The 7,313-nt window shown below is 38.9% G+C and carries 5 protein-coding genes; all 5 read right to left on the reverse strand.

Annotation, left to right across the window (positions count from 1 at the left end; all coding sequences use genetic code 11):
* Positions 1 to 7: 7 nt before the first annotated feature.
* Positions 8 to 2,662, reverse strand: a complete 2,655-nt coding sequence (locus tag G590_RS0109255; RefSeq protein WP_022765385.1) for a DEAD/DEAH box helicase — start codon at positions 2,660 to 2,662, stop codon at positions 8 to 10.
* Between the two features lie 4 nt (positions 2,663 to 2,666).
* The gene (locus G590_RS0109260) at positions 2,667 to 4,319 is read right to left on the reverse strand and encodes a site-specific DNA-methyltransferase (RefSeq protein ID WP_022765386.1); all 1,653 of its coding nucleotides are present in this window, start codon (positions 4,317 to 4,319) and stop codon (positions 2,667 to 2,669) included.
* 106 nt (positions 4,320 to 4,425) lie between these two features.
* Entirely contained in the window at positions 4,426 to 4,998 is a 573-nt protein-coding gene (locus G590_RS0109265) for an MT-A70 family methyltransferase (RefSeq protein WP_022765387.1), read from the reverse strand.
* A gap of 259 nt (positions 4,999 to 5,257) precedes the next feature.
* Positions 5,258 to 6,670: a relaxase/mobilization nuclease domain-containing protein gene (locus tag G590_RS0109270; RefSeq protein ID WP_022765388.1), complete on the reverse strand. Its 1,413-nt coding sequence runs from the start codon at positions 6,668 to 6,670 to the stop codon at positions 5,258 to 5,260.
* Between the two features lie 120 nt (positions 6,671 to 6,790).
* Positions 6,791 to 7,313: MFS transporter (locus G590_RS0109275; protein ID WP_022765389.1), on the reverse strand; the 523-nt coding region annotated here is incomplete at its 5' end.

Here is a 7,313-nt window from a genome sequence, read left to right on the forward strand (position 1 = left end):
GTCCAAATCACATATCTTTCATCATACTAATAAAGTTATCTAATGAGTATGATCCATCCATATCTAGGCCTTCACCATTGAACACCATAAAATACCTATAATTGTTTCCAGCTTTCTCCTGCCACTTTCTTCCAAGTGCAAGCTTCAGCTTACTGTTGGAGTTGTCAAGGTGATCACCTTTTGCTTCAACCAAAAGGATCATGCCAGATGTAGTTCTAATCATAAAGTCAGGATAATGCTTAATAAATCCATTTATGCAAAAATCATTTTTTTCTATTATACGATGCCACCATCTCACTTTACCTGTACTTACGATTGAATCTATCACCTTCACTTCAAATGGATTCATATCATCCTTTTCCGCCTCATAAAGAGAATATGGTATGGAATCAATTGTGGACATAGGTGTAATGAGTTCGGGCATTTTATAAGACTCTTTGCAAAGGACCTTTCCGCTATCTAACCATGTAATAAACTTCTCATGTCTATATACTTTTTCAAGTTCGGTAATCTTATCACCTATTTTTTCAGCATATGAAGGAGCAGATAAATTCAAAGTTTCCAACTCGTCCTCTGATAGATTCGAAACAACGCGTTGTACATATCCTTCAATCTCACTCATTGAATACCGGTTATTACGATTAAGGCATTTTGCCAACCTATTTATGCTTTGAGTACGCTTGTGCTCTGGAGCTAGTTGGTCAAAATACTTCCTTATCCTATCACTATCAGTTTTATTAAATGAAATATACTGCGGAATAGCTTCGCCCTCATCACGAAGATCAATATTGTAAATTTCTCCAGTATTGAGGTTGAAATTTATATTTGCATCTAATCCATTTAGTGAGAAGCCTTCCGAAAGGTTTTCTGGCTCCAAGAGAGTATCTTCACCACCAAACAACGTTGTCTGCCCCATTCCTTTAACAAAAAACTGTGGGATTTTAAGCTCTTTTATTTCTTCTCTAAACTGTTCGCGAATAACATTCTGAGTAATCATATCTCCAAGCTCACCTCCTATAAAGGGACTATCTTGGGTTGATACTATTTCATTGTTATAATCTTCTGCCTCCGTGTTTATAGTGGCCAGCATATCACTTATTACCTGGCTATCAACAGCACCACTGTTTTGTATAGAAGCTGCTATATCTTCTGCATTTATATCAGAGAACATATCCACAGATTCGCTGTTTCCATACGAAGGTGCAGGCTCCTGTACCATAAACGATGTTTGTTCCGTGTTTTCCTCAAAACCATGTTCCTCATTAGCATGATCCTCGTTTTCCACTTCTTCAACAGGCGCTCGATAGTCTTTTCTGCTAAAGCCGGAATTGTTTAATCCTTTAATTATGCTGCTTATAGTATCCTTAAAATTCTCTGAGCAAGCAAAAACATATGATGAATTCAATAGTGTCGATGCATATTCTTTTGTATGCGGCTGACGTAATACTCTTCCAAGTATCTGCTCAACATCTATTTTTGAAGACTTGTTTGCAAGTGAAGCTAAGATATATGCAAACGGACAGTCCCATCCCTCTTTTAAAGCATTAACGGTTATGATATATCTAATCTCACATTTATCAGACATCAAGTCGATATTCTTCAAATCATTTATCTTAGAAGTCTTTATCGCAATCTGTTCTTCAGGTATTCCCATATTCAACAAAAGATTTTTCACTTTATCAAAGGTATCTTTGTCATCATCTGTTTTGGGTTCTGCTTGGAATAAAACAATAGGACGAATATACTTCCCAGACACACTGTATTCTTTAATTGTCTCTTTCTCTATGCTTCCCCGCAGCTGTATAGCATCACGAATAACCTCCTGTCTTGTCTTTTTATTAAAAAAGATAACTGGAAGCTTTACCATGTGTTCAGATTTGAGTTTTCTTGCATCAACATAAGATATTATATTGCTCGAAGACTTAGGTGTGGCAGTTAATTCAAGCACAAACGAAGGATTCAAATTTTGAATCATCTCATTACTTAGAACTGACCCTGCATTATGACTTTCATCCACCACCACCACAGGTGATACCTGACGAAGCACTTGTATTAACGCAGTATCCGGCGTATCTGCTAATAATAATTCATTATCCTTAAAGTAGTGAGCAAAGTTTAAAAGGTTACCATTTTCCTGGTATACCTTTCTAGTGTCACGATTAGAACTATTAATTCGCAAGGATGCGTAACTAAAAACGCATACTGTTAACATCTCTCTTATAGTATCCGGAGAAAAATTCTGACCGCTAAGAAGCATTTCTTTTGTGTAAATACCAACGCGACCAGAGAAATCGTTATCCAATTTCTCTCTATAAAAATGTTTTGGATTCGAAAGATTCTCTATAGTCTGTGTAAGAATAGCCTCCGATGGAACTAGCCAAATAACAACCTGCGGCTTGTCTTGTGGCATATGATCAAATATTGTTTTTATTGAAGAACATGCCAAAAATGTTTTTCCACCACCAGTAGGTACTTTAAAACAGACGTGTGGCGTCCCCGGAAAATTATTATGATAAGCTGGAACACCATCAGTTCCAACGCTAATATCTTTATTATTCCAGTACGTTTCCCATCCGCTTATTATGTTTTTCTTCTCGTCAACACAGTCAAGATACTTCTCGAGATCTCCTAAAACATCTTCCTGATATGTTTTTAATTTCATACAATCAAAATCTCCTTATATCACGTGGGATTTTCTTAAACTCTATATGGAATCGCTCCAGTTCAGAATCACTTAATGTACACTTATCCGCATAAATAGTGTAACTCTCCGCTGGTGTTTTTATTGTAGCCAAAAAGTCTTTATTTAGCGTCGTTAATTTATCTTTCTCATAATAGAAATAAATCGCATTATTTGAATGTACTCCAAGTAGATAAACATCGTTCTCGTCCTTTTCAGGAATAGGACTCTTGGTTTCTGTAAAGTATATGTATTCTCTAATATACTGTACTTCAAGTGACTCGTTAAGATTTTCTCCTAAAAATAGTTCTGGTCCAAGTTCATAGTAACTGAAGTTTCCACCAGCGCCCTCTTCAGAAGAATATCCATTTATAACACGTTTTGCCCTTTCAGCTGTAATCCTATCCGCATAATCCTCACGTTCAATCAGTATAAAATGTCTATTCTCATCAGTCTCTTTATTTAACTTTAGTGTTGAATGAGCTGTTGTACCTGACCCCGCAAACGAATCAAGTATTATATCTCCATCATGTGTTATCGTGCGTATAGCTTCTTTTACATACTCAACAGACTTGGGCTGGGGAAAATCATTTTTATTTGTACCAGGAAACAACTCTCCAAAAGCATCTTGTCCTTTTTCCGTGTAGAACAGTGGATTATCCCAGATTGTAAACAACTTTTTCTTTGCAGCTTCGCCATCCTCATAAGCATAACTTTTTCTATATATTTTCCAAACACCATTCGTATTCTTTGCTTTCAGATAACTATTATCTCTTAATGAATGAGGTTTATCCCATGTCCAACATCCTTCATATCCATCCGGCCATAAAGGAAGTACTTCAATCGTATGTACCTCATCTTTTTCGAGAGAAAAAGATCCGTCAGATTCATTTACATAAAATGGGTAGAACAAATTAGGTCTGTTTTCTTTTCCAAATTCTCTATGTGTATTACGCAATTCAAGAGAACGATAAGGGCCTCTTCCATCATGATCATCTTCCCTATATTCATCCCTAATCTGGTCTTCATCTTTAAGAACACTGAAAAAGCCTTTTGGCGGAAGACTTTTTGCATATACCAAAAGATACTCATGTGATGTGGCAAAGTATTTATCTTGGCTCCTTCCCTTTGGATTGCATTTTAATGTTATCTGGCTAATAAAATTTGACGCGCCAAATATCTCATCCATTATGTTTCGTAAATAAGTAATTTCATTGTCATCGATACTAATAAAAATAGCTCCCTCATCAGATAACAATCGATGGATAAGTTTCAATCTGGGATACATCATGCAAAGCCATTTATCATGTCTTGACAAATCATCTCCATCCTTGCCGACAACATTACCAAGCCATTCATTTATCTTGGTATCATTCACGTTATCGTTATAAACCCAATTCTCATTTCCGGTATTATACGGAGGATCAATATATACACACTTAATGCGACCTTCATAATGTGGAAGCAATGACTTTAACGCAATAAGATTATCTCCATGAATAATCATATTTTCAGATCCGTTATCTTCATCATGCTGTCCGTTTTCGTCAAAACTATATTTTCTTTCAAGCACATGGTAGGGAACATCCAGATGATGGTTTACCACCTTGCTTTTTCCAATCCAATCAAGTGTCGGCATATCACAAAACTCCTATCTCAAAAGATATATCCATTGTACCATCATAAGCCCATTTTTTGATGATCGTTCCCCTATATTAAGATAAAATTTATAACCCACGTATATCTCACGCGGCCAGTTCCAGGTCATTCTTCACTTCATTTCCCCAGATATCCCACCCCGGAGTTTTTTGTCTCGCGAAGAGTTCCACCCGAGGAACATCACCCACAAGTTTCACAATCCTGTCTCTTGTCTCTGCAGGTTTTTTACTATGTTCTTCAATGTGACTGATGATAACCTGATGAACCGATGTGTCGATTCGCTTCGGATGTCCTTTGGTTGCAAGCAGGCAGATCTCGGCATTGGATCTTGTCCAATAGCCCATGCCCCAGAAAAGAGAATCTGATTTTTTATTTTGTTTCACCCAAACAAAGGCCACAGTTTTAAATTCGAATCCCCAGGCATCGATGACATCAAATGCCTTTTTCAGATTTGGAAATGTCGCCCACATGAAAAGGATAGAATCGTCTGCAGCAATTTCTTTAACCGGAAGATTGCAGATGTCATCAAGCTTCATTGTTGGGTAATGATTCTCTGCACTCCTTCCCTTTCCTTTTTCTGTCCGGACCCGAAACCTCCATGGCGGATCCGCATATATGACTTCATACTTTTTGTTCCCGTTTTGTTTTCCCCTGATCATTTTTATTTGTTCCTCCCTCAAAAGTCCCGCGCATCTTCCCCATCCCCAAAGGGGGGGGGTAGAGTAAAGTGGCAAGTGGGGTTTCGGTATATATCTTCCCGAAACTCACTTGTTGGGGCACATCCCCAATCCCCTCGCCTCAGATTAAAATCTGACTACGCTCCTTCCGGAGCTAAAAGAAATTCCGCCAAGAAGATGGCAAATGACGCACGTTGATTGTTAATAGAAAGGGACAGGCATGATGCACTGTCCCAAAAGTTTACCGTGAACGTTCACGATTTTTATTCTGTTCCTGTTCTTTTCTAATTCCCAGAATCTGATCTATGTCATACTTCGCAGTCTGATATGTCTGCATATCTTTTCTGACTTCCTTATACTCAGCATAAGCCGCTCTCTTTTTTGAAAGAACTTCCCCATACGCTGCACTGAGTTCTTTGTATGAAGGGAACTTCCCTTTGTGCTTATCGAAAACATCTTTGGCTGCTTTATGAGTCATGATGTCATCTTTATGCTCTTCAAAAAACTTCCTGCTGTAACCTGACTGCCTATACTGCTGATATATTTCTTTTGTCCTGGAATAATCTTTGATGGTATCACGGAGGCTGTCGATTTCCTTGAGACGTTTCTCATATCCTTTGATATCATCGGAGAGCTGTGAGAATCTATCGGAAGTATCTCCCGCCATTTTCTCCAGCTCATCATAAGTTCTGAGTCCCTTCTCCTGAAAAAACAGAATTGCCTTCATGACATTTTTGACATTGAACTTCTTCGCCCACATTTCATAGCCAGATCCTTTTCCCTGAGCAATGATGTCCTGGATGTTTAGCAGAAGATCAAACTTGTCATCTCTGTAAAATGGTTTCTCTGTTTTCTTTGGAGTTTCTTCTTTCGGAGCTGTTCCCTTCTCAATACCTTCAAACTTTTTCTGCAGATCTATTTCCGTGTAGCCTTCTCCAAGTGAACGGAAGCGGATAAATCTCTGCTGACCGTTTCCCCTAACCGAAATATGCTTGCCACGTTTTATCTCATAGCCCTGCTTTGATAATTCAGATAACAGGTCATCGAAAGAGCCTGGCCTTTTGGAAAGAGCCACATCTATTGATTCCCTGAGCTTGTCCCTGAAGGTAGGTCCTCTTTCTTCATGGATATAGGTTGTCTTGCTGTGATAAGGCTGCGGAGCAATCACAGACAATCCATTCTCCATACAGATAAGATTGGAAAGCCTTCCAAGCGCCATGCCCGACAAAAGAAAATCCTTAAACTTCCTGTCACCACTGAGAGCAGTTGAGTTAAAGATAATATGATTATGAATATGTGCTTTGTCCGTGTGCGTTGACACCATGAAAGCATGATCACCTTTGGTAAACCTCATGGCAGTTTCATATCCAATCTTGTTTGCATTCTCCGGTGTTATCTCCCCAGGCTTGAAGGACTGTCTTATCTGATATGCAATCACATCATTCTTCGGATGCTTACCTGTCTTCTGCTCATATTCTCTTTTTGATAAAAGAAACTCTTCCACAACAGTCTTCGGATCACAGGCATAAGATGAAATGTACTTCCCTTTGTCAGTTTTATCAGGATTCATTTCATAATCCGTTCTGTCCTTCAGACACTTCGCCAGAGTCCTTCCTTTGTTCATATGTAATGATATAAGTCTTGTAGCTGCCATATTTTTCTCCACAAAAATAAGTGCAGCTCCGAAGAGTTGCACTTATAAAAATAAGCTCAATTATTTACTGTGATACATTTTAAATTCCGGTATAATGCTCATTCCAACAAACTGGAATTGTTAACACTCTGTCTTATTGCACCGGAGGCATAAAGCATAAAATGCAATCGCCAGAAACTGTGATACCACAGACACAGTGACAAGATACACAGGATTCAAATCATACAGGGCACCGAGAAGCCAACTGCCCAGAAACCACGCAATACCAAATCCTGTCTCAAATATTCCGAAACCGGTGCTTCGCATGGAACGCGGGACGATTCCGCTGACAGCTGCTTTCATAATACTTTCCTGCGCACCCATTCCAATCCCCCACAGAATTATCCCAGCTCCGATCAACCAGGCATTTCCAGTCATAAAAACAAAACATGAGAAGAATGTGCTGCATAGTGTGGAAATGATCAGAGCCTTCAGCCCGACCTTATCATAAAGCCAGCCAAAGAATAGTGCAGCAAAGGCATCCACAGCCATTGCCCCAGCATATAGCAGGCTGAGCATGGATTCATTAAATGCTCCGGTATTAGCCGAATGAAGTGTGATCAGGGTGAAGTCTGCAAAGCCAAAAGCAAAAAAGCAGATGGCC

The sequence above is a fragment of the Butyrivibrio sp. XPD2006 genome, from assembly GCF_000420865.1.
Classification (GTDB): Bacteria; Bacillota; Clostridia; order Lachnospirales; family Lachnospiraceae; genus Butyrivibrio.